Below are 26360 nucleotides of genomic sequence, written 5' to 3'. Positions count from 1 at the left end.
GGCCTGACCTCCCACCGACGCTGTTCGAACGGATCCGACATTCGAGTTGGCCAAATGCCAACACTTTCTGGATTCGATATCCCCAGATAGGGCCGCCCCCTCGCCGCACTGCAGGCATGCTGGCTGGCACAAACGATGCTGTTGTTCATTCAAGCCGCAACGGCCAAGAGAACCAAACGGGCTCTCACAACGTGCTCGCTTGGTCCGCCATCAGCATCCACCCACGCAGGAGACCAAAATGCGTATCCTCAGTCAGCCGTCCAGGCGATATTCCTCAGCGATATTCAGGCGATCCGCCCGGTCGCGCAAAGCCGAACCGTTGATTGCAAATTTTGCGAAGCGCACCGGGGAGCTTCGAACCATCGTCGTAAATTGCATTTTGTTGATCGGAATCTCTGTCACCATCACCCTCTTTTGTCAGCAGGTATGCACGAGCGCGACATTCGTCGAACCGATCGACGCTCCCAGCGATCAGCAGGATATGGCGAAAGCGGCTCAATCCCAAATCGAAATAAAGCTTTACAAGATCCAGAACGAAGTAAGTTCAGTAACCCCCGGATCAAGTATGGGCAAGATTCCATCCCAGTTTGATCCGCCCGATTTTGCCATCCCCGGGACGTCCATTCCAATGCGGGCGCTTGTAAAATACATAAAGGGATTGCTGCCTGGCAAGGACTGGATAATTGCCGGTCAGTTGGCCAAGGATCCACATGGAAAATTGGAACTGCATCTGACAATGAAAGGTCGCGGCAAGAAGTTCGACAGAGTAATCGATGCAGATAAAGTGAGCAGCGACAGCGATGACGACCTTCAAAAATCATTGCTTGAGATGCTGCGCGCGCAAAGCCCTTACCTGTACGCCTCTTATATCGCGAGAGAAGAACGCGATAAATGCTATACCCGCCCGATGGCTTGTGACTTTCAATCCGCGCAGGATGCATATAAATTGATCATCGGAAGTGGAAAGAGCGACCCGAATTACAAGTGGGCAATCCTCGGCTTGTCGAAAATCGAGCAAGACCGAGGGCATCCCGAGCAGGCAATCGTATACGCCCGCAAAGTAGCAGTCGAATACAAGTCGAGTTGGGGGTACTACAATTGGGGCGTATCCCTCAGCGACTTGGGGTGCTACGAGGCCTCCATACAACCATTGCTTGAGTCCTCCAAACTGTTACCTTCCTTTGAAGCGACGTACAACGCACTCGGTCGCTCATACTTGGCCATGGCAAAATCGCGACTTCGCATGGACGGTAGCAATGTAGGACCGGTGCTTATAGATAAACACAATACAATCAGAGACGCCGAGACTGACCTTAAGGAAGCGAAATTTTATTTCAATAGAGCCATAGCATTGAAACCGGAATATCAGGAGGCGCATGTCAATCTCGGAGAATCGCTGAGCTTGCTGCGTGAACCCGATGAGGCTCGAACGGAATATGAAATGGCTATTGCACTTGACGCTGAGCACGCCGGCCGCGCCTACGAGAAGATGGCAGAGATGAGCGCTGACCCAGGTGATCGCGAAGTAAATCGCACGAAGGCCAAGCTGGCGAGCAGTCAGGTTCCAGAATGCCGCTACTCCGTCGAAAAATCTCTCCGCGAATCTTTTGGATGCGTTGAAGAAACGAGCGACATCACCGGCGACCCCAAGCACAGCTCTGGTCCGCGCCGAAATATCGTTCAAGGTCCGCAAGCGGCGGTATGTAACAGGCTCGCATTATTCGATGGCAACATCTCGTAACGGCATTCGAATCACGCCCGCTGCGATCGACCTCCTCGAACGGGCCGGCGACAATGCTCAGTCTCTGTTCGTGGAGGACGGCGGCGTGCCCGATCTTGCGCACGATTTCGTGCGCCGCCACCTGCAGCGCTCGCATGGCGGGGTGATGCGCACGTTCTGGCGCGCCTTCGCGCGCCAATCCGGGGGACGGGCGCATGCGTCTCGGTCGCTGCTGTCTACTTCATGTCCCGGGCCACGCGAAACCCGTTTGCAGAATAACGTACGCTGCTGTCGTATTTGAAGCGTGTCGAGACTGGCATGTAGCTTGCGCCATCCCGCCACGAGCCGCCGCGGATCACGCGGACCTGGCAATTCGGCTCGTCCCACGAGCGGCCGTCGGCAGGCGCATTCTTGTACGAGTTGTGCCAGCAATCGCTGACCCATTCCCATACGCCGCCGGACATGTCGTAGAAGCCGAGCGGATTGGCCGCGAACGACCCGACGTTATCCGGTGCATCGGCACGCCACGGCGGACCGCAGTCCTTGCAGTTCGCGTTACCCGGGCGCATCTCGTTGCCCCACCAGAAGCGCGTTGCGGTGCCGCCACGGGCGGCGAATTCCCATTCGGCCTCGGTCGGAAGCCGGTAAGACTTGCCGCTGATTTTCGACAGCCACTTCACGTACTGTTGCGCATCGTCCCAACTCAGGTCGCGCGCAGGTGCGTTCGGCACCGTGTTGCTGTCGTTGGGCAGGCGCGGGCAGGCGCCGGCATCGCGGCACGCGTTCCACTGCGCGACGGTCACCACATATTTCGCGAGCGCGAAAGAATGATCGAGCGTGACGCGATGCGCAGGTTTTTCCGACGGGTCGCCCGAATTGCTGCCCATCGCGAAAGTCCCCGGACTGACCGCCAGCATGGCGGGGCATGCAGGGCAATCCTTGATTTCGTTGGCGGCCGTCGCGCCGCTTTTCGGTGGCGGTGCCGAAGGGGCCGTCGCTGCAGTGGGAGGCGGCGCTTTCGTCGGCGAGCCAGCCGCGTGTGCAGGCTGGGCCGACGTTGATGCTGGCGCCGGAACGGGGGCGGGGGCCGGCGTGGGGCTCGCCGTCTGCGCGGGCGCGGACGCCGCAGGCGCCTTGGGCGCGGCCGCGCGCAGTCGCGCAAGACGGGCCTGTGCCAACTGCGCGAAGCGGCCGTTCGGGTAGGTCTTCAGATAGGCTTCGTAGTCGCCCGCTTCCTTGCTGTCCTTGATCGACTCCCAGAACGTGATTTCGTACTGCTCTGCGCTGTCTTTCGGCATCACGCCACGGCTGTCGAGCGCGACGACGCTGACGTCGGCCGGCACGTCGGATCGTTTCCCGATGTCGCCGCCGGAAAGCGCCGCGCCGGTTCCTGCGCGACGGGCCCCGGTGAACGCAAACGTCGTTGCCACCGCGGAAAGGGACGAGGCCACCCACGGCGTCTGCCGATGCCCGGTGGCGCTTTCGACAATCGCGCCGGTACGGTCGAAGACCTGTGCGATGCCGAGTCCCGGCAACGCGAGCGACTGCAGCAGCGCCGCCGTGTAGACGCCATGCGTTGCACCGTCGGCCGCGTCTTCGCCGGGCGCTGTCGCGTAGGCGACGAGCGTGTGCGGCGGTGGCTGGCGGGCCGCCACGTTGCCGGCGCCGGCGGGCGCGCTCAGGCAGGAATCCATAATGATCAGATCAATACGATCGCCGTGCCGCCGCGATGTCGCATCGAACACGGTTTGCAGGTCAATGCCCGTTCGCGACAGGCCGGCCGGAGAGCCGACGTCCGCATCGACCGGCGCGAGCCATGTCGTGCCACCGACGCTGGCACCGTGGCCCGCAAAATAGACCAGCCCGGTGCCGCCGGCTGCGACGCGGTGCTCGAACGCGGCAAGCCCGTCGAGCATTTGCTGCCGGGTGGCGTTGCGCAGTGTGATGACGTCGAAGCCGAGCGCCAGAAGCGCATCGCGCATCGCATCGGCGTCATGGACGGGATTGGCGAGCGGATGGTCGAGATATGCGCCGTTGCCGATCACGAGCGCGACGCGATGCGGTTCGACGGACCGGGCGTGCGCGGACGCTGCCGGCGGCGCTGCGGACGGATGCATGACCTCGCCGGAGCAGACGCTCGATGTCACCGAGATCGACGCAAACAGGCATGCGGGCAAGAGTATTCGCCACATATTCAGCCCCCTAGGGTGCGCCGTCGGATCAGATGGCCGAAGGCGGAGCGCAGCCGTTGCCGCGTGTCCGGTCGTCGCGAGCGCAATGTCGGCCTACGGCAGGCACGGGCACGGCCAGGACACATTCAAGATAGCACGTGCACTCAGCGGCGATTACCGGAACCACCCGCGGTTTTCGCAAAAAACAGACATACGCGTGCACGGATCGATGTCGGCCGATCACTTTGGGGATCGACATGTGCCTTCCTGTCGATTACGTCCTAAGCTGTTAGTCACGCTCCACTGTCCGACGCCGCGCGCCGCCACCAACGCGAGGAGCAACACGATGCGAAGAAGGGCTACGCTGTTGGTTTTGGCCGCCACCGTCCTGGCGCCGAGGGTCGCGCTCGCTGCGGGTCGAACGCCTTCGCCGCCTGGCGCCGAGGCGTACATCATCTGGCCGTCGGATGGTGCAACGATCACGGGCGGCAAGTTCTGGGTGCGCATGGGCCTGCGCAACATGGGCATCTGCCCGAAAGGCATCGAGCGGCCCAACGTGGGCCACCATCATCTGCTCATCGATACCGATCTCCCGCCGCTGGACCAGCCGATACCATCGGACCGGAATCACCTCCATTTCGGCGCCGGTGAAACCGAGGCGCGCATCGAGCTTCCACCGGGCAAGCACACGCTGCAGTTGCTGATGGGCGACTACAACCACGTGCCGCACGATCCGCCGGTGTACTCGAAGAAGATCACGATCACGGTCAAGTAGCGCGCCATGCCGCGCCTGCCGCACGAACCGGGAAACGACGCCATGAACAAGCTCATCCTCTTCGCCGCTGCCGTGGTGCTGCTATGGGCAGGTGCGACGACCGCAGAGACCGGCACGCATTCCGCGAAGGCCGTCGTCTACATCGGATGGCCCAACGATGGCCAGGTGCTGCCGGCCGGACGTCCGTTCCGGGTGTGGTTCGGCTTGCGCGACATGGGCGTCGCGCCGTCGCACGTGCAGTTTCCGAACACGGGCCACCATCACCTGCTGGTCGATACGGACCTGCCGCCGATGGACCAGCCGATTCCGTCCGACCGGAATCACCTGCATTTCGGCGCGGGCGAGACCGAAACCACGCTGGAGCTTCCTCCGGGCAAGCACACGTTGCAGCTGTTGATGGGCGACGCCAACCACGTGCCGCAAAATCCCCCCGTCTATTCGAAGAAGATCACGATCTACGTGAAGTGACGTCGCGCGCGCGCCGATCCACGGTCGCGTAGCGTGCGCGCTCGCCCGCCCGCGCGGGGGCGCGCCTCGCGCGGCGACGCTATCACCGATTGCGTGAGTGTTTGCGCGCTCCCGACATCCTGAGCCTGAACTGTTGGTGACGACCCGTCACGCATCGTCGATCGGTGTGCCGCGCACACGTCGCCCGAATCTCCCTCTTTGTCGCCCGGACCCGCATCGGCAAGCCGCCCGGCATGATTCCCGCCGATTCCGCGAGCGGCTGGCACGCCCCATGCTGTATGAGACGCGAGCGTGCAACGCTGAAGCATAAACACCAACACATCCACCCGTCCCGCACCGTCGCCGCGTTCCTCCGAAGGAGTCGATCGTGAACACCCACCTGTCGCCGACCGCCACGCGCAACCGCCGTGGTCTCATGCGTTCGCTGGCCCGCATTGCCGGTTCCGCCGGCGCATGCGCGGCGTTGCTGTCCGGCTGCATGGATCTGAACATGCCCGTCTACCAGCGCCCGGAGATGCCGGCGAAGACCACGTGGTCGAACGCGCACGGGCCGGTATCCGCGTCGGACGCGGTCAATCCCGAATGGTGGAAGAGCTTCGACGATCCGTATCTCGACGCGCTGATCGACAGGGCCATCGCGGGCAACGTCGATATCAAGGTGCTCGCGGCCCGCATCGGCGTGGCCGGCGCGCAGGTCGGCGAAGTCCAGGCGGGCGCGCTGCCGACCGTCGACCTCGGCGCGGGCGTGGACTTCGAGAAGAACACGCATCAGTCGCTGTCGAAGACCTACAACCTCGGCAGCCAGGTGAACTGGGACATCGACATCTGGGGCAAGGTCGAAAAAGGCGTGCAGGCGCAGAAGGCCGAATACCATGCGACCGAGGCCGACTGGCGCGCAGGCTACCTGACCCTCGTCGCCGACGTGTCGAGCACGTACTTCCAGATCCTCCAGTTCGACGACCAGATCGAGCAGGAGCAGCGCACGCTCGACAAGAACCGGCAGATCCTCGCGATCTACCAGTCGATGTTTGCGAACGGCGTCGCGCCGCAGACGGAAGTGCTGCGGCAGAGCGCGGAGATCAACGGGCTGGCGAACGAGCTGATCGAGCTGCACCGTTCGCGCGACACGGCCGAGAACGCGCTCGCGACGCTGCTGGGCGTGCCGGCCGGCGAATTCAGCATGCCTGCCGGCCATCTCCGCCAGCGCGTCAAGCTGCCGGACGTGCCGATGGGGCTGCCCGCGCAACTGCTCGCGCGCCGGCCGGATGTCGTCGCCGCGCAGTATCGCGTGCTCGAATCGTATGACGAAGTGGGCGCGGCGAAGCTGGCGCAACTGCCGTCGATCAGCCTGACGGGTCGCGGCGGCACCGCGGCGTTTGCGCTGTCGGACCTGTTCAAGGCGTTCACGTTCAGCTTCCTGCCGAGCATCAACCTGCCGATGTTCGACCCGAGCGTGCGCGCGCACATCAAGACGACCGAGGCGGAGACCAAGGTCGCCGAACAGCAGTACCGGCAGACCGTGTTCACTGCGTTCAAGGAGGTGGAAAATGCACTCGTCGATCTCGACGCGCACAAGCGGCAGCGCGTCCAGCTTCAGCAGCAGAGCGAGCGCCTGCGTACCGTCGCCGCGCAGGTCGAGGCACAGCTCAAGGAAGGTCTTGTCTCGCAGCTCGAGGTGCTCGAATCGGAACGTTCGGTGGCGTCCGCGGAGCTCTCGCTGCTCGCCAATCATCAGCAGATTCTGAGCGACACGGTCACGCTCTACAAGGCGATCGGCGGCGGCTGGCGCGCGGTCGAAATCTCGAATGCAAGCAGCGAGCCTGCCGGCCAAGCGATGCAATGAACACGCCAGCCCTGCGCAATCGCGCGATCGGTGCCAGCCGATTGACTACCGTCATCCGTCGCCTAAACTTTTTTCACGATCGTGCCGCCATGTGCGTTGGCGGCGCGGCTTCACGAGGGTGGTTCGCAAGCGCGTCGCGTTTCCTGCGCCGCGTGCCCATTGGCGGGCGCATGTCGATCGTTGGCCGAATCATGGTTCCAGACGCCGCTTCGATTGCCGAGAAACAGGCCGCGCTCGACCGGCAGTTCGATATCGTGCTCAAGCCGGTTTCCCATCCGGAGCTGAGCGAGATCCGGATCGACAAGGCGCTGTTCGCCGTCGGGCGGACGAACACGCCGTTCGCGTCCGCGCGGCCCGAGCTGGTGGCCGACCTGTCGCGCCGGCATGCACGCATCTTCTTCGAAGGCAGCGCGGGCTATGTTGCCGATCTCGGCAGCAAGAACGGGACGGCCGTCAACGGCGTCGACGTCGGCGACAAGCCGCACCTGCTGCGCGACGGCGACGAACTGCGATTCGCCGGCGCGCTGGCGTACCGTGTCGCGTTCGTGCCGCGCGCGACGCATCAGCCGGCGCGGCCGGCCGTCGTCACGCTGTCGCCGGAGCGCGGCGATCTCGGCCTGCAACCGGTCATCATTACCGCTTTCCCGTTCCTCATCAGCAAAACTGACGACACGTTCGCGTGCTACCGGAATGCGTATCCGCATCAGGTCAACTACCTGTCGCGGCGTCATGCGCACATCTACGTGCAGGACGGCGACGTCTTCGTCGAGGATCTCGGGAGTACGAACGGCACGTTCGTCGACGGCCGGCGTCTCGACGAGCATGCGGTGCCGCTCGGCGACGGCGCGATGCTCGCATTCGGCGGCGATCACTTCGTCTATCGCGTCGGCGTGCAGCGCGAGCCGGGGCCGGACTCCACCGTGACGGCCGCGTCGTCGCCCGGCGCCAATGCGGCAGCCGCCGACGCCGACCGGACGACCTTCGTCGATACCGCGCATTCGTTCCTCGACATCTTCTGCACGGTTCCGGCCGTTCAGCAGGACGACGAGGTCAACCCGCAGGCCGCGCATGGCGCCGCCGAAACCGCGCATGACGCGCGCCACCGGCGCGGCCGGTTCGAAGTCTTCCTGTCGGAGCTGAGCGAGGCGCTCGGCGGCAGCGGGCGCGTCAACGTGCGCCGGCTCGGCTGGTGGAGCGGCGGGCTGGTCGCCGCGGTCGTCCTGCTGCTCGCGACGCTGTATTTCCAGGACGCGCCGCTGCGCGAGATGCGCGCGCTGCTGGCGCGCGGCGACACCGTGCAGGCGGCGCAACTCGCCGACCGCTATCTCGCGAGCCATCCGGACGATACGGCGTTCCTCGCGCTGGGTACCGAGGCGCTCGTCCGGTCGAAAGTACCGGACTGGATCGCCGCGATGAACGTGCGTGCATTCGATCGTGCCCGTGCCGTCGTGCAGGACATGCGCACGCTGGCCCGCCACAACGCCGACGCCCGGCCGCTCGTCGACGAAGTTGCGTGGATCGGCGAGCTGCGAGCGTTCGTTGCCGGCCGCGGCGGGCCGGAGGCGCCGATCCGCATCTACCGCGACGAAGCGCCGATCAAGGCATTGACCGGCCGCTGGAACGACGACCCGGGTGCGCACCAGCGGCTGCTCGACCGGATCTCGTCATACGTTCCCGCGTTCGGCGTGCTGTATGCCGACGCGCTCAGCGAGGTGCGCAAGCTGCAAAGCGACAACTCCGTCTATGTGGCCGCGCTCGAGCGGTTGCAGCGCGCGATTGCGTCGGCGCTCGACGACGACCGGCTCGACGGTCTTCCGGCGCTGCTCGCCGATTACGAGCAGCGCTATCCGCGCCTCGGCGGCCTCGACGCCGTGCGTGCGGATCTGCAGCAGTACACGCAGTTCGAGAGCGACGCGCGGGCCGGGCACGGCCCGGCCGTACTGGATCGCCTCAGGCAGTTCCGCTTTGCGACGCCGCAATTCGCGGCACATGTCGCGACGCTGGAACGGCTCGCTTCGTCGGGAGGGCGCGGTGAAGCTCGACAGTCTCCTTAAGCGCGCGCGGCAGGCGGCGCCGCCGGAGCCGCCGCGCCCGCTCGGCGAGGCGCTGGAGGATCACAGCGCCGAAGGGATTGCGATCCTGACGGCGCGGCCGTGGCGGCTCACGCAGGCGACCATCATCGCGATGGTCGGGCTCGTCGTGTGTGCGCTGCTGTGGTCGTTCGTCGGCCGCGCCGACGTCATCGTGACCGCGCAGGGCGCGCTCGCGCCGGAGTCCGAGGTGCGCCGCATCTACGCGCCCGTCGACGGCGAGCTGGTGGACATCTATATCGCCGAAGGCCAGCCGGTCGAGAAGAACGACGTGATCGGCAGGATCAATGCGCGCGGCGCGATCGAGGCGGCGACCAACGCGCTCGATGCGCGGCTCAAGCTCGACGACGCGGAGCGCGAATGGAAGCAGTTTCCGGACAAGAAGCAGCTGATGGAGCGCAAGGCCGACGCGCTTAAGCAGCAGATCGAGGTCGAAGAGCACCTGCACCAGAACCGCATTGCCGAAGGCACCAGCAAGCTCGCGCAATCGCAGCGCGCGCAGATCGACGAAGCGCGCAGCAACATCGACAACGCGCGCCACGCGCTCGATCTCGCGAAGGACGAACAGGACAAGTACGCGCGCCTGTTCGCGCTGCCGGGCGGCGGCGGCGTGTCGCAGAGCCAGGTGGAACAGAAGCGCAGCGCGTACCTGCAGGCCGAGGACAGCTACCGCGTCGCGCAGGCGCGGCTCACGCAGCTCGAGGCGCAGCAGAGCCACGAATTCGCGCAGGCGAAGGCGCAGCTCGAAGGCAGCGGCGAGACGCTGACGGGGCTGCGCATCCAGTACGACGCGACCGTGCGCGACATCGCGAACACCGAAGAGAAGCTGCGCCTGCAGGTGCAGACGGCGCGCCTCGCCGCGGATGCCGCCGCGCGCATCCGCTTCGAGAACATCGACAAGGACAATTTCCTGCTCGTGCTGGCGCCGGTCTCCGGCGTGATCACCGATGTGACGACGACGCAGCCCGGCGACAAGATTCTCGCCAACACGCCGCTCGGCAGCATCGCGCCGTCCGATGCGCGGCCGGTGGTGAAGGTCGCGATCGCGGAGCAGGACCGCGCGTTCCTTCATGAAGGCTTGCCCGTGAAGCTCAAGTTCAATGCGTTTCCGTATCAGCGCTACGGCGTGATCGACGGCACGCTCGAATACATCTCGCCGGCGACGAAGCCGCAGGCGCAGACGAAGGAACCCGTCTACGAAGGCCGCGTGGCGCTTGTGCGCGACGCGTACACGATCGCCGGCACGAAGTACCCGCTGCGCTACGGGATGACGGCCACGGCGGAAATCGTGGTGCGCGAGCGGCGCCTGATCGGCTTCGCGCTGGACCCGTTCCGGCAGATCGCGGGCTGACGGCTGACGGTGACTGCCACGGTGATGTGGAACGAAAGCAGGCGGTGATGCGAGGCGCCGGCGGCGAATCAGGGCGATCGCCGCTTACAGGATCAAGGGGACCAAGGGGAACGAGATGACGGCAATAGTGCGTATCGACGACGAGGTGCTCGGCACCGACGACTTCATCCGCGTGCTGAAGCTCACCGGGCAGTTCGAGGGCCTCGTCGAGCAGCAGGTCCGCGACCGGCTGACGGTGATCGCGGCGAAGAAGATGGGCATGCAGGTGAGCCCGGAAGAAATCCAGGAGCGTGCCGACCAGTTCCGCCGCGTGCGCGGCCTGCACCGCGCCGCGGACATGAACCGCTACCTTGACGTGTTCGGCATCAGTCTCGACGAGTTCGAGCGGTTCATTACCGACACGCTGTACCAGGAGAAGACGCTCGACACGGTGTGCAGCGACGCGGCAGTCGAAGCGTACTTCAAGCTCAATTCGCCGAAGTTCGACAGCATCGAGGTCAGCCACATCGTGCTGGATTCGGAAGGCAAGGCGCGCGAGATGATGGCGACCCTGGAGGACGACCCGGACTGCTTCGGCGACATGGCGCGCGAGCACTCGATCGCCGACACGAGCGAGCGTGGCGGCGTGATCGGCAAGGTGCTGCGCGGTTCGCTGAAGACGGACATCGAGGCCAAGGTGTTCAACGCGCGCGTGGGCGACCTGCTCGGGCCGTTCGCGGCGCCCGACGGTTCGTTCTTCGAGATCTTCTCGGTCACCGCGAAACACCCGGCCGCGCTCGACGCCGACGTCGCGTCGGAAGTGCGCCGCCTGCTGCGCGAGGAGTGGCTCGCCGAGCGCGCGCAGGAACACATCATCGAGGCACGCTGATCACGGAGAACCGCATCGATGGACGCACAAGCCCCCGCCCCGGCCAGCACCCCGTCGCTCGCGGAGTTTCTCGCGTCGGTGGAGCCGCTGTCGCTCTTCTCGCGAGATGAACTCGATCGCATGGCCGCGCTTGCGCAGGTGCGCACCTACGCGTTCGGCGACACCGTCTGCAACCGCGGCGAACCGGCCGAAGGCCTGTACGTGCTGCGATTCGGGGCCGTGCGCCTGATCGCCGACGAGCGCGGCAAGGAAACCAGCGTCGGCGTGCGCAAGGAACGCGAAGTTTTCGGCGAAATGGCGATGCTGCGCGACTACTGGCACGAGGTGTCGGTGCGCGCGTCGACGAAGACCGAGGTGCTGTGCATCCCGCGCAGCGCGATCGAGCCGATCCTGCGCGACAACCCCGCCGCGCAGGCGTTCGTGACGAGCTATGTCGCGATCAGCTCGGCCGGCGGCTTCGTGACGCGGCTGTTCGACCTGCGCGGCAAGCTGACGCGCGCCGAGCTCGAGGAATACGTATCGAGCGTCGGCGTGAAGCGCGTGGCGGCCGGCAAGGAGATCGTCCGGCAGGGGCCCGGCGGCGACCTCCGGCTGTATGTCGTGCGCCAGGGCGAGGTGAGCGTGTCGTGCCACGAGGACGGCAACGACTATCCGCTCGCGACGCTCGGCGCAGGCGAGATCTTCGGCGAGCGCGCGTGCCTGCTGCGGCAGGAGCAGGCGGCGACCGTCACCGCGGTCACCGATACGCGCCTGCTCGTCATTCCGGAAAAGACCGTGCACTTCATGCTCGAGCGCAACCCGAAATTGCGCGAGGTGCTCGAGGAGCGCATTCGTTTCGTCGACAAGGAGCTGCAGCGTCAGAAGAAGCTCGCCGAACGGCGCCGCCACCCGCTGCAGATCGATATCGGCGCCGACGCCGCGTTCGGCGAGCGCATGATCAAGCGTTTCGTGCTGGTCGAGCAGGCGGAGGAAATGGATTGCGGGGCCGCGTGCCTCGCGATGATCTGCCGTCACTACGGCGTCGCGATGACGCTCGGCAAGCTGCGCGATCTCGCGAACGTGACGACGCAGGGCGCGACGCTCGAGAGTCTCGCGCGCACCGGCGAGGCAGTCGGTTTCGCGACGCGCGGCGTGCAGTGCACGTACGAGGCGCTGCTCGGGTTCGACCTGCCGTTCATCGTGCACTGGGAGGGCTATCACTACGTCGTCGTGTACGGCGTGTCGAAGTCGTGGGTGCGTATCGCCGATCCGGCGCTCGGCTTCAGGAAGCTGAGCGTCGAGGCGTTCGAGCGCGGCTGGAGCGGCACCTGCCTGCTGTTCACCGCGAGCGCGACAGCCGCGGCGCCGGCCGAGTCACGTTCGCCGTGGGTGCGCTTCATCGGCTACCTGCAGCCTTACAGGAAGATCCTCGCGCATCTGTTCCTGGCGACATTCGTGATCCAGGTGCTGGGCGTCATACCGCCGATCATCATCCAGAGCATCCTGGACGGGGTGATCGTGCACCAGAACGTCAGCCTGCTGCACCTGCTGATTGCCGGGCTCGTCATTTCGAACGTGTTTACCCAGCTGATGACGACGATCCGCGCGCATCTGTCCAACTTCATGGTGCGCAGTCTCGACTTCGCGATGATGTCGCAGTTCTACAAGCACACGATGTCGCTGCCTTATTCGTTCTTCGCGCGCCGCAAGAGCGGGGACGTGTTCGCGCGCTTCCAGGAAAACCAGACGATCCGGGCGTTCCTGACGGAGTCCACCGTGACCACCGCGCTCAATCTCCTGATGATTTTCATCTACTTCACGATCATGTTTCTCTACAACGTGAAGATGACGCTGCTGCTGATCGCCTTCGTGATCCCGATCATGGCGCTCACGGCGCTCGCGACGCCGAAGCTGAAAGGCTATGCGCGCGAGGTGTTTGCCGCGTCCACCGATGCGAAGTCGCTGCTGATGGAGACGCTCGGCGGCGTCGAGACCGTGAAGGGCATGGGCATCGAGCGGTCGGTGCGGCTGAAGTGGGAACGCAAGTATGCGAAGGCGCTCGACGTCCAGTACCGCGCGCAGGCATTCAACATCGTGGTGGCGCTTTGCAGCCAGCTGCTGAATGCGGCGACCACGATCGTGATCCTGTGGGTCGGCGCGAACCTCGTGCTGTCGCATGAACTCAGCATCGGGCAACTGATCGCCTTCAATGCGTTCATGGGCAGCGTGCTGGCGCCGCTGATGGGGCTCGTCGGCATGTGGAGCCTGATGAACGATGCGGCGGTGGCGATGGAGCGGCTCGGCGACGTCCTCGACATCGAGCCCGAGCAGAAGCCGTCCGAACTGGCCTCGCGCGTGCTGCTGCCCGACCTGCAGGGCGACATCAGCTTCGACGGCGTGTATTTCCGCTATGGCGGCAACGAAACGCCTTACGTGCTCGAGAACATCAACTGCACGATCAAGCGCGGCGAGATGGTGGCCGTCGTCGGGCGCAGCGGTTCGGGGAAAACCACGCTGGCGAAGCTGCTCGTGGGCTTCTATGCGCCGACGGACGGCAAGATCGTGGTCGACGGATACGACATGAGCGCGATCGACAAGGCTTACTACCGTGCGCAGATCGGCTACGTGATGCAGTCCAACCTGGTCTTTTCGGGATCGATTGCGGAGAACATCGCATGTGGCGACGCGAGCCCCGACTGGCGCCGCATGGAAGAGGTCGCCCGGATGGCCGACGCACATGCCTTCATCAGCAAATTGCCGCTCGGCTACGAGCAGGTGGTGGGCGAGCGCGGCGTGGGCCTGTCGGGCGGCCAGATCCAGCGGCTCTGCATCGCGCGCGCGCTGTATCACGATCCGCGCCTGCTCGTGTTCGACGAGGCAACCTCGTCGCTCGACACGCAGTCGGAGAGCAACATCCTCGCGAACATGCACGAGATCCTGCAAGGGCGCACGGCGGTGATCATCGCGCACCGGCTCAGCACGATCATGCGTGCCGACAAGATCCTGGTCCTGTACGAAGGCGCGATCGTCGAACAGGGCTCGCACGACGAACTGGTCGCCCTCAAGGGCATGTATTACCAGCTCGTGCAGAAACAGCTGGGTGCAGCATGAAACTCTTCGACCCGCACGGATTCGGCAACTCCGCGATCTCGTATGCCGGCCTGCTCGAGAAGATCGAGATCCTGCGCTCGATGCTGCGCTGGGCGCCCAAGCTCGAGCGCGCCGACATCGAGAAGCTGCTCAATCAGGCGAACGTGTTGCGCGACGAAGTCATGCAGATGTCGCGCAAGGAGCGCTTCGTCGAGGCGGCCGTCGCCGCGCCGCAGGCCCCCGATGCGCCCGACACGTCCGACACGTCCGACAAGCCGGAACCGGCCGCGCCTGCGGCGCAGCGGCGCCGACAGGCGCTGATCGAGCGCAGTTTCATCTTCGAGGGCATCTTTGGCGACAATCCGAAGCTGCTCGCCGCGCTCGAAATTGCCGAAAAGGCCGCACCGACCGATCTGCCCGTGCTGATCGACGGCGAGAGCGGGACCGGCAAGGAACTGATGGCGAAAGTCATCCACGCGAACGGGTCACGTGCCGATCGGCCCTACATCTCGGTGAACTGCGGCGCGATTCCCGACAACCTGCTCGAATCCGAGCTGTTCGGGCATCGGCGCGGCGCGTTCACCGGCGCGTCGAACGATCGCAAGGGCAAGTTCGAGAGCGCGCACACCGGCACGATCTTCCTCGACGAAATCGGCGAGTTGCCGCTGTCGGGCCAGGTCAAGTTGCTGCGCGTACTGGAATCGCACGAGATCCAGCGGGTCGGGTCGGATGAGCCGATCGCCGTCGATACGCGCATCGTCGCCGCCACCAACAAGAACCTGCGGCAATTGAGCGAGCAGGGGCTCTTTCGCGAGGACCTGTTCTACCGCCTGAGCGTCATTCATTTGACGTTGCCGGCGCTGCGCGAGCGTCGCGACGAAATTCCGCTGCTGCTCGCCTACTTCGGCGACGAGGCGGCAGGGGCACTGAAGCGCAGGCCCATCAAGACGACGCCGAAGCTGCGCGACTTCCTGCTGACCTACGCGTATCCGGGCAACATCCGCGAGCTGCGCAACCTCGTCTACCGTCTGTCGTGCCTGGCCGGCGAGGTCGCGGATATCGAGCACCTGCCCGAGGACGTCCGTCCGAAAGCCGCGTCGGCCGTGGGTCGTGCGACGGAAGAGGGTACGCCAGGCAGGCCGATGTCGCTCAGCGACGCGAAGCGTGCCGCAAGCGACGAGGCGGAGCGCGCGTTTCTCGAGCGCGGGTTGCAGGAAACCGGCGGAACCGTGGCCGAACTCGCGCGCCGTTGCGAGATGAACCGGTCGCACCTGCAGATGCTGCTCAAGAAGCACGGCATCCGTTCGAAAGCGTTCCGTCATCCGGACGGCACGGCACCCGACAAGGATGCGTGAACGCAGCGCGCGTCCGCTTATGCTCGTTCAGCGCTGCACGGCAGGATTGGCGATCGTCTGGTCCGACGCGTCGGGGTCGTCGGCGCGGATCACGATGGCGGTGACGTTGTCCCGTCCACCTTCGCGCAACGCGAGGTCGACGAGCGCGTCCGTTGCGCGCGCGCAATCGCCGCACGCGAGGGCGGCCGAGATGTCGGCTTCGTCCATCTCGTTGCTGAGGCCGTCGCTGCACAGCAGGAACATGTCGCCGTTGCACACGTCGATGCGCCGTTCGTCGAGATGCAGCCGCTCGGCGGCGCCGACGGCGCGCGTGATCACGTGTTGTGACGGATGATGGCGCGCCTGCTGTGCGCTCAGGTGGCCTTGCGCCTGCAGTTCCGCGACCTGGCTGTGATCGAGCGTGAGCTGCGTCAGGTGCGCGTCGCGGTACAGGTAGATCCGGCTGTCTCCGGCCCAGAGCCAGCCGCATTGACGGCCGCTCGCCAGCAGCACCGCCACCGTGCTGCCGATCATGCGTACGCCGCGCTGGGTGGCCGATTCGCGCAAGTATGCGTTGACGGTATCGAGCGCGGTGCGCGCTGCCTCGATGAAGTCCGCCAGCGTGGCAGGGGCGGCCAGCCGTTCCAGCGCACGCACGATCGTCCGGCTCGCGAGGTCGCCGGCCGAATGGCCGCCCATGCCGTCCGCAACGGCCCACAGGCCACGTTGCGGCAGCGCGAGGCAGTCGTCTTCGTTGATCTCGCGAACCAGGCCCACATCAGTGCGTGAAGCCGAAGTCCATTGCAGTTCTGCGCTCACGGCGCGCCATTCCTTTCCGTTAGGGCCCGTTCCGCTGATAACGGGCTTGTGAAGCGGCCCTAGACAAGCCGGTTCCTGCCGTCTGCGCCAACCCCGACCGCGATGTTCGAGCCGGGCGCCGAGTTCGTGACTTCGACGTTCTGGATCTGGTTCAGGACCTGGTTCGCGTAGAACGTGTTGTACGTCTGATAGAGGTTGACGACGGGCCCGAACGCCGTAACCGGCGGCGCGTAGGGCTGGATCCAGCCAAATACCCACGGCGCGCCTGCGCCGCGGATGAACGACATCGTCTTGCGGTCGATGTCGTGCTGCATGTGAAGGTCGGTAATCGCGAGCGTGGTCATGATGCGTCTCCGAATGGGGGCTTGCCGACGGACCGGTACCCGATAAGTGCAAACCTCGTGCCATGCGTGACGCAACCCGCGTGCGTTGCCCGGGCGCGTGCGTCGATCCGGTGAGCGCCGCACGCGGCAAGGCAAGGCGCCATCGACACGCGTTGCTTGCATGCTAGTGCGTCGCGGCCTCGTCCTGCAATGGTTGCGCGCAGGCCAACAGTTGCGCCCGCGAACGTAGCCGCGAAACCGACACTTGCGCCGGCAGACGCAGACGGCTGTCCGGCGCGCCAACTGGTGCTGTCGCACCAACAAAATCCCCGTCGAATGGTTGGCCGCGCGACGACAGCGCGGCGCCCGGCTCGCCGGGCATTTCCCGTCGCGCATGGCACGGCGGGCTCCGGCTCATTGGCACGCTTGATGCAGGTTAGTTGGCAACCGGCTAACCCTTCGGCAACACGGGCGGCCGCCAACCAGCAGACGGAGCCAGTCATGGAACTCGACCTTCAACCAGTGAACAGCACCGTGTACCGCACGGCGGCTGGCGCTACGGAGGCGATCTCGCATGCGGCTTCGCTGCCCGCCGGCGACGCGACCCTGCCGCTCGGCGCGCACCTGGTTTCCGATCGCATCGGCTACAGCCATCACGGCATCTATGTCGGCGACGGACGTGTCGTCCACTACGCGGGGCTTTGCGCGTCGCTGCATCGCGGCCCGATCGAGGAGGTCACGCTCGAACGCTTCGCCGACGATCACGCGGTTCGCATCGTGCCGCATCCGTACGCGGCGTATGCGGGGCGCACCGCGGTGCTGCGCGCGCGTTCCCGCCTTGGCGAAAACCGCTACCGCCTGCTGACGAACAACTGCGAGCACTTCTGCACGTGGTGCCTGGAAGGCACGGGCCACAGCGAGCAGGTTCGCACGTGCGTGATGCATCCGCGCACCGCACTTCGGTTCGCGCTGTCCGTCTGCCGCGCGCTGATCGTGGCGCGGCGGGCGGGCGGACGGTGTGAGGCGGCCATCGCCGCAGCATGAGCGACGTCGCGACGCGTTGACATTGCCACCAGGGGGCTCAAATGAACGGAACCGGATCATCCCTCCGCATGCAGGTCGACAAGTGGCTCGCGCCGAGCGCGTTCGTGCCGGCGCGCGTCGTGTGTTTCAGCCGCATGGCCGCACAACGGCGCCGCTATGTCTGCGTCGAGGCCGCGCATCCGGCCGGCACGATCGCGATCTTTTTCTTTCGTCACGACGACGGCTCGTGGTGCGTGTTCCCACCGGCCGATCGGCGGCTCGCGATGACGACGCGAGCGGCCTGACCGTGCGCGCCGAGCCCAGCGCCGTGTGCCCGTCAACGCAACAGCGTCGGACGCGCCGGGGATGCCGCTGCTTCGGCCACCGGCGTGCGCGTCAACGCAGCGCCGTGCACGTCCGTGTGCAGATACGGGAAAGGCTGCGGCGCGAGCATCGTCTGATGCGCGCGGACCATCGCGCCACCCGTGATGGCGGCCATCGCCTGCCGGTCGAGGTCGACGCTTTCGGGAAGATCGTTGATGACGAGCACGCCCATGGTTTGCTCCGCGAAATCGGATGGGAGAAGGGCCGCCACGCAGCATTCTGCGATGCGCCGGCGTACCGGGGATCTGTCCAGTATAGGTTCGCGGCACGGCCGCGCGCGCTGGAAAATGGACGACGCGGCGCAGGCGGCGTGAACGGCGAAACCCTGGGGCCGGCTCGCCACGGATCTGCCGGAAATCTAGTTCCGGCACCGATTGCGCAGGGCGTTACCGCAGACTAGTATGATTTGTTAGACATCCTGTCAGAAGGGAGGCGGCCGGTGCGGCGCGCAGTCGAATTCGTCTGACGATGGCGTGGCCGCGAGTTCGTTGATGTCCGGTGCATCACCGATACGTTGCGCTGCGTCGGTGCGCCAATGGACGTTCCTTGCCCTGGTGGCGCCGTGAGGCGCCGAAGCGGGTCGGCAAGCTGAAGCTGAGTAGACGGCATACGAATGATGAGCTTTGCGCAGCTGATTCAGACATTCCAGAGCGGGGCGCTGTCTCAGGAGGCGTTCTTCTCGGAGATCGACCGGGTGCTGGCGACCGATCAGGTCAATTGCGCGCAACTGCGCGAAGTTCTCGACCAGACGCAAACCACGCAGCCGCTGGCCGACGAGATCTATGCGGAAGTGCTGAGGCGCATCGAACGGTGTCGCGACAGGACGGCATCCGCTGGCGACGCAACCCGGGTCCAGGAGAGCCCGCTCCAGGCCGGTGCTCAGCCAGGTACCCCGCCCGGCCCGTCGAGCGGCGCGCTGTTCGTCGAAGGCGAGCGCGTGAAGGGCATCGGCGATACGCTGAACGGACGCTTCGTGCTGGAGGAGTGCCTCGGCGTCGGCGGGATGGGTACCGTGTACAAGGCGCTCGACCTCCGCAAGCTGGAGGCGTCGGATCGCAAGCCGCACATCGCGATCAAGGTGCTCAACGTGCAGTTTCGCGGCCAGCCGACATCGCTGATCGCGCTTCAGCGTGAAGCCCGCAAGGCGCAGACGCTCGCCCATCGCAACATCGTCACCGTCTACGACTTCGATCGGGACGGCCCGCTCGTCTACCTCACGATGGAGTATCTGTCGGGCAAGCCGCTCAGCAAGGTGCTGCGTGCGCCGGGCTTTGCGGGCATGCCGCTCGATGCCGCATTGCCGATCATCGCCGGCATGGGCCATGCGCTGGCGTACGCGCATGAACGCGGCTTCGTCCACTGTGATTTCAAGCCCGCCAATGTGTTTCTCACCGACAGGGGCGAAGTGAAGGTGATCGACTTCGGGATTGCTCGCGCATTCCAGCGGCGCGACGAGGATCCCGACGTGACCGTGTTCGACCCGGCGAGCCTCGGCGGCATCACGCCGGCCTACGCGAGCCCGGAGATGTTCGAGCATCGCGAACCGGATCCGCGCGACGACGTCTACGCGCTCGCCTGCGTCACCTACGAATTGCTGACCGGACACCATCCGTTCAATCGGCTGTCGGCCACCCAGGCGCGTCACGACCACTTGCGGCCCGAGCGCCCGCCCGGTCTCGATCGCACGCAATGGCGAACCTTGAGCGCCGCGTTGTCGTTCGACCGTGCGACGCGCACGCCTGGCGTCAACCTGTTCCTGGACGGCATGGGCGTGCACAAGCGTCCCGCGCCGGCACCGGGCGCACGCATCGGGGCGGCCGTGGGCGTCTGCGCGCTGGCGGTGATCGCCGTGCTCTGGTACGGCTACCAGTTACTTTCGCGCAGCGGCGAACGGCCCTCCGCAGCGGACACGCTCGCGCACGCGCCCGCAGGCGGAGGGAATGCCGCGAAGACGGGCGCCGCTGCCGGCAGCGCGCCCGTGGCCGCCGCGAACGCCGTTCCCGCTGCTGCCAGCGAGCCGCCGCCGGCGCCGGCGATCTCGCTGGCATCCGTGATGGCTGCGCTGGCGCGTCTTCCTTGTTCGGCGCTGGATGCCTCCGTGCAGGATCATGTGCTGCAGGTGCGGGGTTATGTGGAATCCGGTGTCGGTATCGGGCGGTTGCGAACCGCGCTCAGCGGCATGCCGGGCGGGCAGACGGCGAATCTCGATGTGCATCCGGTCGATGCCCACAATTGCGAGGTCGTGAGCGCGCTCGCCCCGTACTGGCGATCGAATCGGGCGTCGTCACACACCGCGTCGATCCGCACGCGGCCGCCTGATGCGCGTCTCGCGGAAGGCAACCCGCTGGTCATCGACATCACGACACCCGGTTACGACTCGTACGTGAACGTCGATTATTACGTGCTGAACGGAAGCGTCGTGCATCTCGTGCCAAGCAGCCACGAACGCGACAACCAGGCGCCGCCGAATTACTCCGCCACGATCGGCAGCATGGGCGACTGGGTGATCGGCAAGCCGTTCGGGACCGAGATGATCGTGCTTCTCGTCACGCCGGCGCCGCTGTTCGACGGGATTCGCCCGCCATCCGAGCCGCGCGCGGCCTATCTCGCGGCAGTCGATCGGCAACTGAAACTGTTCGAGGCCAAGTACGGCGCGGACCACGTTGCAGCCGATTTCGTCCAGATCACGACGCATGCCGGCGGTAAATGATCGGCCGGATCCGCACTCGTCAGCGGCCTAGCGATTCCGCCGCCTTGTGAATGGCCTTGCGGATGCGGGGAAACGTGCCGCATCGGCATGCGATGCTCTTCATGGCCTCGTCGATCTGGCGGTCGTCGGGGCGAGGGCAGCGCATGAGCAGGGCAGTGGCCGCGACCAGTTGCGCGCTCTGGCAATAACCGCATTGCACGACGTCGACGGCGATCCACGCGTCCTTCAGTGCTCGCGCTTCAAGGCTGTCCAGTCCTTCGACGGTCGTGATGCGCGCGCCGTTCAGCGTACCGACCGGGAGCTGGCAGGACGGCACGGCCTGATCGTTCAGCAGCACCGTGCATGCACCGCAGATCCCGACGCCACAGCCGAACTTCGTGCCGGTCAGCTTCCGTTCGCACCGAATCACCCAGAGCAGCGGGGTGTCGGGCTCGGCATCGAGATGAGCGGTTTCCCCGTTGATACGGACTGACACCATCGGTCGTCTCCTGGATCGGGCGGGGGCGGCTTGACGAGCGGCAGCGTGCGATGGCGCACACCCGTGAGCGCGTACAGCGCATTCGCCACGGCCGCTGCAATCGGCGGCGCGCCCGCTTCGCCGACGCCGTGCGGCTCGGTCCCGCCTGCCACGACTTGCGTGACGATCTCGGGACACGTTTCCATGTTGACCAGCGGGTAGCTGTCGAAATAACGCTGTGCGACTTGTCCGTTCTCGATCGTGATCGCCTGCTCAAGCGCGGCCGACAGCCCGAAGATGATCCCGCTTTCCATCTGCTGCTCGACGAGGTTCGGATTCACGGCCAGCCCGCAGTCGATCACGCAGACCACGCGCGTCACGCGAAAGCCGTCACCTTCCTGCCGGACTTCGGCGACTTGCGCGACCACGCTGCCGAACGCTTCGTGCAGCGCGATGCCGCGCGCGTGCCGCACGCCGGTCTTGTCACGCCATGCGAGCGGCGAACGCCAGCCGGACAGCGCGACGAGCGCCCGCAACACGGCCGCATGGCGCTGGTGCGCCGGCTGCTTCAGCATGTCGAGGCGAAACTGGATCGGGTCTTTCCGTGCAAGCACAGCCATCTCGTCGATGAAGCTCTCGACGAAGAATGCCTGATGCGAGTGCCCGACGGAGCGCCAGTAGCCGACCGGAACCGGGAGCGTCACCGTATTGTGCTGGACGAGAATGTTGTCGCATTCATAGGGCTGGTCGAATGCGCCTTCCGCCATCGTGGCATCGGGCAGCAGCTTCACAGCGATGCTCGGCATGCCAAAGGTACGGGGCATTGCCTGCGCGCTGACCGACTGGCTCGCCGATATGCCTTTCCATGCGACCAGCCTGCCGCTCGCATCGAGGGCGCCGCTGTATCTCGCCACGCAGGCCGGGCGGTAGAAGTCGTGCGTCATGTCCTGCGGGCGCGACCAGATCGTCTGCACGGGCCGCCCCTTCGCATTGCGCGCGATGGCGGCGGCCTGCGTGATGAAGTCGACTTCGAGCCGGCGGCCGAACGCCCCGCCGATCAATTGCTGATTCACGACCACCTTGTCTTCGTCCAGACCCAGCAGCGCCGCAACTGCCTTGCGTGCCGCCATCGGAACCTGCGTGCCGACCCAGATCGCGGCCGAGTTGTCGTCGACCAGCACCGTGCAATTCATGGGTTCCAGCGGGCCGTGAGCCAGATAGGGCGCTTCGTACTGCGCGACGAACGGCTTCGCGCGGCTCAGCACCGCATCCGCGTCGCCGGCGGCGTAGAAGACGTGGCGGCCCGCGTCGCCGTCGAGGGCGTGCGTCAACGTCGTGAGAACGTCCCCGGTATTCACGCCGGCAGCCGGCCCGTGGTCCCATGTGATCGGCAACTGGCACAACGTCCGCATGGCGATGAACGGATTGTCCGCAATGACCGCAACGCCTCCCGTTCCGCCGTTGTATGGCTCGATCCTGAAGATGCCGGTCACGCCTTTCATGCTGGCGACCCTGGACTTGTCGAAATCCAGCGCCTTTCCGCCGAGTGTCGGACACATCGTGACGCTCGCATACAGGAGCTTGTCCGGAAGCGCATCGATGCCATAGCGCGCGCTGCCATCGAGCTTCGAGGGCGCCTCGATGCGACCCAACCGTTTCCCGACGAGCTTGAACGTCTTCGGGTCCTTCAGATCGACGTGCGTCGGGTGCGGCATGTCCTGTGCGAGCTGGACGAGTTCGCCATACGTCGCCGAGCGTCCCGATCGATGCAGCACCAGGCCGGCTTTCGTCTCGCATTCCGCGACGGGCACGCCCCAAAGCTTCGCTGCCGCGCCGCACAGCATGACGCGGGCCGTGGCGCCCGCTTCGCGCATGGGCCCCCACAGATCGATCATGCTCGTCGATCCGCCCGTCACCATCGAACCCAAATAGCGTGCTCCTCGGCGCACAAACGCCTCCGCGCCGCGAGCAAGCAGGCCGTCGTCATCGGGACGAAACGGAAGGCCGTCGGCGAGGCTTTCACGGTCCTTGTAGATCGTGTCGAGTGGAGACATGACGATGCGGACCCGGGGCCAGTCCGCATCGAGCTCTTCCGCCAGCAACATGGCCGCGCCCGTATGTATCCCCTGGCCCATTTCGGATTTGCTCATGACGATCGTCACGTCGTTAGTCGAACTGATCATCACCCAGCCGTTCAGCGGCACACCGACGGGCGACACCTCCAGTTGAGGGGGGATGTCCAGCCGGTCGTCGGGGCGCCACCATGCCCAGCCGATCACCAGCGCGCCCGCACTGCCCAACAGGAAGGTTCTGCGCTTCAACATGATGTGGCTCGCCGACATGTGTTGACCGAGTCACTGCGCCTTCAACGAATCAGGCCACGCGCCTCGAGAATGCATTGTTTCAAACACAATCAGACATTTTATTGCTGCTGCAATCACCTATATTAGTCACTGATATCGGCGACTGAGAACCAGAATGTGATGCGCGTTTGAAACGCATGCTGAAAACGCGTCCTGCTGCGGCCGGATGAATCTGCCGGGCTTGCGGGACGCGAAGCGCATCGTGCCAACCGCTTCGAACGCACCACCAACCGGAGGTCGTTGATGCTTGTCGACGAGGTTCACGCGTTGCTGCTTGAGCTGTCGGCGCCGTGGCGAGAAGCGTTCAAACGTCATGGTCTCGACCTGTCCGATTCGGGCACGCCCGAGGAGACGGCGAATCGGCTGCGCCGGCCACTGCCGATCGATTGGGACGATCCCCGCATTCACGATCTCTGCCCGACCACCGAGCGGGCGATCGAGCCCGGCGACCCCGCGCGTAGCCTGATCTATCACATGCTTGCCCTGTCCGAGTGCCCGTCGCCGGACGGTGGCGTGCGTCTCGAAGCGATCGATTTGCTGGAGAACTACATCGATTCGCTGGCGCCGTTGCCGCCCGACTGGCAGACGCTGGACATCGCGGTGCTGGCGTACCAGTACCGGCCGGCGCGCCGTACCGGACATCAGCAGCATGCGGACCGCGTGTTCTCACGACTCGGCATTGCACGCAATGGCGACATCGATGCATGCTATGACGAGCAGACCCGCGGCTTCGTGCCGCACGTGCAGGACGGGATCGAGCATGTCCGCACGATGCCGGCGCGCTACGGCGCGTTCCTCGTCCGCCGGGTCGTCGGTCCCGGCACGCTCGCGCTGATCGAAGGCAAGCAGTCGGGCGACGATCAGCGGACCTTCATCGAACCCGTGCGCAAGCTGTTTCCCGAGGGATGCCTGCCCGGACTCCGGTTGACGTTGAATTATGGCCACCGCCATGTCGGCGAGAAGCTGAAGCGGGCCGTCGAGGCGCGCTGGGGCGTGCGGCCGTCACCATCGGGCGATCTGGACGACGCACCGTATGCGCTCTGCTGTCAGGAACCGGGCGCGGCACCGCCAGCCGGTCCGGACGCACCGGCAGTCACACTGAAGCGCTCGGGCGCGGCCGTGCTGTTGATGCCGGCCGCGCGACCGCTGATCGAGCACGTGACGGCTGCCAGCTTCGGGGTGCGCGGCTTTCGGGTGCCGGCTCAATGGCGACTGGTACCGCTCGCCAACCGGCGCTTCACGACGATGAGAATCGTCACGAACCTGTGGAAGCTGGTGCTGGCCGCGATCGACGACGTGCGGCAGCAATATTTCCCGCATTTCGCACCCGGATGGCTTCGATTTCCCGAACCCCGCAACGCGCCGGAGTTCATCAACATCCGCCACAAGGCGCATGAGGACGGCACCTGCACGGATATGCGCGCACATCCCGTCGACCGGCAGGATTTTCTCGGGGCAGTCAGCAAAGGCGGCTACCGCGCGCAGCTGTTTCTGGATCACTGCAGCGAAGGGGTCGTGACGATCAGCATCGCCGAGCTGGCCGAACACGCTGTGCTCCCGGCCTATTCGGTCGTCGCCGCGCCGGATTTCTATCCGTACGCCGACCAGGCGGAACTGCAGCGCTGGTTCACGGACCGGCAGATCGATCCGAAGTCGCAGTTCAGAAGCGGCTCGCCGATATCGCTCAGCGCCGAGCGTCTCGCGGCCAATCCCGGCCACATCGATCCGTTCAGGAAAACGCAGGCGTTTTCGCCGAACGACGAGACGGTCGCTGTCGCGTTCAGCCTGGCGGCACGCGCACCGCGTCGGCGGGACACGCAAGTGCATACGCCGCGCATGACCTCGTTTCTGTCGGACGCGTCCTCGGGTGTCTTTGCGCCCGGCTGGGACGTCACCTATGCGGGCAACCGGCGGGGCATCTTCCTCGCTACCTTCGGATTGGGCAGCCCGTTCGCCGAAGACATCAAGCTTTGCGCGGCCTCGAACAGCTTCTGGCCTGCCGTGAGTCCGGATGCGTCGAGAACCTTCAATCGGACCGACGCGCCGACCGCCATCCCGATGCTTGACCATGAACTCGGCTTGCATCCGTGTCATCCGCTGGTCACGCGTGGCGACGAGTCGAATACGCGGCGCGGATGGGACGGCGAATACGGCCCTTACCTGACGCCCGACGGCAGCGTGGATTACGCGGATATCGAACGCTCGGATTACGTCGCAAGCGCACTGCACGGCGAGATGCTGTACGGCGCATTCGAGCACGTCGATTCTGCCGAGCTGATTCGGCGGATCAGTGCGTTGCGCCATGCCGTCGCCGCATGCGACAACGGGCAAACGCCTTCGCGGACGAAGCTGTGGCTGGTCTCCGCACGGGTGCTTCGCGACGCCGGCGACGCGGACGCTCCGGGCGTGGCTCGGCGCTATCGCTTTCTTTTTGTTGTTCCTGCCGATGATGCGGCGACGGCGCAGCACACGCCGGGACGACTGCGCGTGCGCTACGGGCAGGCGATCCGTTGCGATGCGACCGAGGCTCGGGTGGTCGGGCACGTGCTGCGCAGCGCACCGGGGCCTGGCGCGCTCACGCTTTACTGAGCG

19 protein-coding genes and 1 pseudogene are annotated in these 26360 nt (G+C 65.5%); 13 read left to right on the top strand and 7 right to left on the bottom strand.

The genetic code is table 11. The features are described 5' to 3' along the window. Window positions 1–238 precede the first annotated feature (238 nt). Complete coding sequence (locus tag ACV229_RS09230) at window positions 239–1741, top strand: tetratricopeptide repeat protein (RefSeq protein WP_448082814.1); 1503 nt, start codon at window positions 239–241, stop codon at window positions 1739–1741. A 215-nt stretch (window positions 1742–1956) separates the two neighbouring features. On the opposite strand, the gene ACV229_RS09225 is transcribed toward ACV229_RS09230, so the two are convergent. Next, complete coding sequence (locus tag ACV229_RS09225; protein WP_448083004.1) at window positions 1957–3171, bottom strand: formylglycine-generating enzyme family protein; 1215 nt, start codon at window positions 3169–3171, stop codon at window positions 1957–1959. Next, window positions 3166–3837, bottom strand: a pseudogene (locus ACV229_RS09220) (caspase family protein); the annotation flags it as partial. The gene ACV229_RS09225 and the pseudogene ACV229_RS09220, both read right to left, overlap by 6 nt. A gap of 400 nt (window positions 3838–4237) precedes the next feature. Between ACV229_RS09220 and ACV229_RS09215 the strand changes: the two are divergent. The 8 genes from ACV229_RS09215 (at window position 4238) to ACV229_RS09180 (ending at window position 15710) form a co-directional block, all read left to right on the top strand. Beyond that, window positions 4238–4666 (top strand): DUF4399 domain-containing protein, encoded by a 429-nt coding sequence (locus ACV229_RS09215; RefSeq protein WP_448083003.1) that lies wholly within the window; start codon window positions 4238–4240, stop codon window positions 4664–4666. A 42-nt stretch (window positions 4667–4708) separates the two neighbouring features. Next, entirely contained in the window at window positions 4709–5134 is a 426-nt protein-coding gene (locus ACV229_RS09210; RefSeq protein ID WP_448082813.1) for a DUF4399 domain-containing protein, read from the top strand. A gap of 415 nt (window positions 5135–5549) precedes the next feature. Further along, window positions 5550–6977, top strand: a complete 1428-nt coding sequence (locus tag ACV229_RS09205; protein WP_448083002.1) for an efflux transporter outer membrane subunit — start codon at window positions 5550–5552, stop codon at window positions 6975–6977. A gap of 170 nt (window positions 6978–7147) precedes the next feature. After that, a complete protein-coding gene (locus ACV229_RS09200; protein WP_448082812.1) occupies window positions 7148–9031 on the top strand; it encodes an FHA domain-containing protein in 1884 nt (627 codons plus the stop codon). After that, the gene (locus tag ACV229_RS09195) at window positions 9009–10418 is read left to right on the top strand and encodes an HlyD family efflux transporter periplasmic adaptor subunit (protein ID WP_448082811.1); all 1410 of its coding nucleotides are present in this window, start codon (window positions 9009–9011) and stop codon (window positions 10416–10418) included. The genes ACV229_RS09200 and ACV229_RS09195 overlap by 23 nt, the downstream gene beginning before the upstream one ends. Window positions 10419–10533: 115 nt before the next feature. Then, a complete protein-coding gene (locus ACV229_RS09190; protein ID WP_448082810.1) occupies window positions 10534–11286 on the top strand; it encodes a peptidylprolyl isomerase in 753 nt (250 codons plus the stop codon). Window positions 11287–11304: 18 nt separating this feature from the next. Continuing rightward, window positions 11305–14376 (top strand): peptidase domain-containing ABC transporter, encoded by a 3072-nt coding sequence (locus ACV229_RS09185; RefSeq protein ID WP_448082809.1) that lies wholly within the window; start codon window positions 11305–11307, stop codon window positions 14374–14376. Continuing rightward, a complete protein-coding gene (locus tag ACV229_RS09180) occupies window positions 14373–15710 on the top strand; it encodes a sigma-54 interaction domain-containing protein (RefSeq protein ID WP_448082808.1) in 1338 nt (445 codons plus the stop codon). The genes ACV229_RS09185 and ACV229_RS09180 overlap by 4 nt, the downstream gene beginning before the upstream one ends. A 27-nt stretch (window positions 15711–15737) precedes the next feature. Here the strand turns inward: ACV229_RS09180 and ACV229_RS09175 are convergent, their stop codons facing one another. Continuing rightward, entirely contained in the window at window positions 15738–16508 is a 771-nt protein-coding gene (locus ACV229_RS09175) for a PP2C family protein-serine/threonine phosphatase (protein WP_448082807.1), read from the bottom strand. A 59-nt stretch (window positions 16509–16567) separates the two neighbouring features. Next, window positions 16568–16852 carry a hypothetical protein gene (locus ACV229_RS09170; RefSeq protein WP_448082806.1) on the bottom strand — a complete coding sequence of 95 codons (285 nt, stop codon included), beginning with the start codon at window positions 16850–16852 and terminating at the stop codon, window positions 16568–16570. Window positions 16853–17332: 480 nt separating this feature from the next. Here ACV229_RS09170 and ACV229_RS09165 point away from each other — a divergent pair, with 480 nt between their 5' ends. Next, window positions 17333–17875 carry a lecithin retinol acyltransferase family protein gene (locus ACV229_RS09165; protein WP_448082805.1) on the top strand — a complete coding sequence of 181 codons (543 nt, stop codon included), beginning with the start codon at window positions 17333–17335 and terminating at the stop codon, window positions 17873–17875. A gap of 68 nt (window positions 17876–17943) precedes the next feature. Next, on the top strand, window positions 17944–18159 hold the full coding sequence (locus tag ACV229_RS09160; protein WP_448082804.1) for a hypothetical protein: 216 nt from the start codon (window positions 17944–17946) through the stop codon (window positions 18157–18159). A 32-nt stretch (window positions 18160–18191) separates the two neighbouring features. On the opposite strand, the gene ACV229_RS09155 is transcribed toward ACV229_RS09160, so the two are convergent. Then, window positions 18192–18410, bottom strand: a complete 219-nt coding sequence (locus ACV229_RS09155; RefSeq protein WP_448082803.1) for a hypothetical protein — start codon at window positions 18408–18410, stop codon at window positions 18192–18194. A gap of 441 nt (window positions 18411–18851) precedes the next feature. Here ACV229_RS09155 and ACV229_RS09150 point away from each other — a divergent pair, with 441 nt between their 5' ends. After that, window positions 18852–20948 carry a protein kinase domain-containing protein gene (locus ACV229_RS09150; protein WP_448082802.1) on the top strand — a complete coding sequence of 699 codons (2097 nt, stop codon included), beginning with the start codon at window positions 18852–18854 and terminating at the stop codon, window positions 20946–20948. A gap of 19 nt (window positions 20949–20967) precedes the next feature. Here ACV229_RS09150 and ACV229_RS09145 read toward each other — a convergent pair whose 3' ends face one another. After that, the gene (locus ACV229_RS09145; protein ID WP_448082801.1) at window positions 20968–21426 is read right to left on the bottom strand and encodes a (2Fe-2S)-binding protein; all 459 of its coding nucleotides are present in this window, start codon (window positions 21424–21426) and stop codon (window positions 20968–20970) included. Next, window positions 21354–23729 (bottom strand): molybdopterin cofactor-binding domain-containing protein, encoded by a 2376-nt coding sequence (locus tag ACV229_RS09140; RefSeq protein WP_448082800.1) that lies wholly within the window; start codon window positions 23727–23729, stop codon window positions 21354–21356. The genes ACV229_RS09145 and ACV229_RS09140 overlap by 73 nt, the downstream gene beginning before the upstream one ends. A gap of 282 nt (window positions 23730–24011) precedes the next feature. Between ACV229_RS09140 and ACV229_RS09135 the strand changes: the two genes are divergently transcribed. Then, window positions 24012–26357 (top strand): hypothetical protein, encoded by a 2346-nt coding sequence (locus tag ACV229_RS09135; RefSeq protein ID WP_448082799.1) that lies wholly within the window; start codon window positions 24012–24014, stop codon window positions 26355–26357. Window positions 26358–26360: the final 3 nt, after the last annotated feature.

Source organism: Burkholderia sp. MR1-5-21 (assembly GCF_053427715.1).
The sequence above is the reverse complement of the archived record's forward strand: the minus strand, read 5'-3'. Positions and strand labels throughout refer to the sequence as shown.

Bases quoted from the DNA above. Each gene is read 5' to 3' on its own strand.
- ACV229_RS09230 (WP_448082814.1), top strand. From the start codon at position 239: ATGCGTATCCTCAGTCAGCCGTCCAGGCGATATTCCTCAGCGATATTC.
- ACV229_RS09215 (WP_448083003.1), top strand. From the start codon at position 4,238: ATGCGAAGAAGGGCTACGCTGTTGGTTTTGGCCGCCACCGTCCTGGCG.
- ACV229_RS09210 (WP_448082813.1), top strand. From the start codon at position 4,709: ATGAACAAGCTCATCCTCTTCGCCGCTGCCGTGGTGCTGCTATGGGCA.
- ACV229_RS09205 (WP_448083002.1), top strand. From the start codon at position 5,550: ATGCGTTCGCTGGCCCGCATTGCCGGTTCCGCCGGCGCATGCGCGGCG.
- ACV229_RS09200 (WP_448082812.1), top strand. From the start codon at position 7,148: ATGTCGATCGTTGGCCGAATCATGGTTCCAGACGCCGCTTCGATTGCC.
- ACV229_RS09190 (WP_448082810.1), top strand. From the start codon at position 10,534: ATGACGGCAATAGTGCGTATCGACGACGAGGTGCTCGGCACCGACGAC.
- ACV229_RS09185 (WP_448082809.1), top strand. From the start codon at position 11,305: ATGGACGCACAAGCCCCCGCCCCGGCCAGCACCCCGTCGCTCGCGGAG.
- ACV229_RS09180 (WP_448082808.1), top strand. From the start codon at position 14,373: ATGAAACTCTTCGACCCGCACGGATTCGGCAACTCCGCGATCTCGTAT.
- ACV229_RS09170 (WP_448082806.1), bottom strand. From the start codon at position 16,852: ATGACCACGCTCGCGATTACCGACCTTCACATGCAGCACGACATCGAC.
- ACV229_RS09165 (WP_448082805.1), top strand. From the start codon at position 17,333: ATGGAACTCGACCTTCAACCAGTGAACAGCACCGTGTACCGCACGGCG.
- ACV229_RS09160 (WP_448082804.1), top strand. From the start codon at position 17,944: ATGCAGGTCGACAAGTGGCTCGCGCCGAGCGCGTTCGTGCCGGCGCGC.
- ACV229_RS09155 (WP_448082803.1), bottom strand. From the start codon at position 18,410: ATGGGCGTGCTCGTCATCAACGATCTTCCCGAAAGCGTCGACCTCGAC.
- ACV229_RS09150 (WP_448082802.1), top strand. From the start codon at position 18,852: ATGATGAGCTTTGCGCAGCTGATTCAGACATTCCAGAGCGGGGCGCTG.
- ACV229_RS09145 (WP_448082801.1), bottom strand. From the start codon at position 21,426: ATGGTGTCAGTCCGTATCAACGGGGAAACCGCTCATCTCGATGCCGAG.
- ACV229_RS09140 (WP_448082800.1), bottom strand. From the start codon at position 23,729: ATGTTGAAGCGCAGAACCTTCCTGTTGGGCAGTGCGGGCGCGCTGGTG.
- ACV229_RS09135 (WP_448082799.1), top strand. From the start codon at position 24,012: ATGCTTGTCGACGAGGTTCACGCGTTGCTGCTTGAGCTGTCGGCGCCG.